At 34.7% G+C, this 274-nt stretch carries 1 pseudogene; it reads right to left on the bottom strand.

The window, feature by feature from the left end:
• A pseudogene (locus LI112_RS18035) lies at positions 1-228 on the bottom strand (hypothetical protein); the annotation flags it as partial.
• Between the last annotated feature and the right edge of the window lie 46 nt (positions 229-274).

Here is a 274-nt window from a genome sequence, read left to right as displayed (position 1 = left end):
CTCTTCAAATTCAGCAATTTCTTCTTTTGGGACAACATCATACAGTGTTGGTGCCTGATGACTTAATTTTACTCCATTTTCATTTTCATCTTTAAGCAGATTCTTAACTTTTTCTCTTGAATCCTCCGGTACTTTCATGTACTCCCAGATAAATGCTACCACATCAGACGGTGTGTCTTTTTTAAGTGGTGGTAACTGAATAAAATCATTGTTTTCGCCCATTTTCATATCCTCCTCACGATATAATAAAATCAATAATACGTTCTCTTGTCAT

Origin of the sequence: Blautia sp. 210820-DFI.6.14 (genome assembly GCF_020558815.1) — a bacterium.
GTDB lineage: Bacteria > Bacillota > Clostridia > Lachnospirales > Lachnospiraceae > Blautia_A > Blautia_A obeum.
Note: the sequence above shows the minus strand (reverse complement) of the source record. Positions and strands in the feature narration are given on the sequence as shown.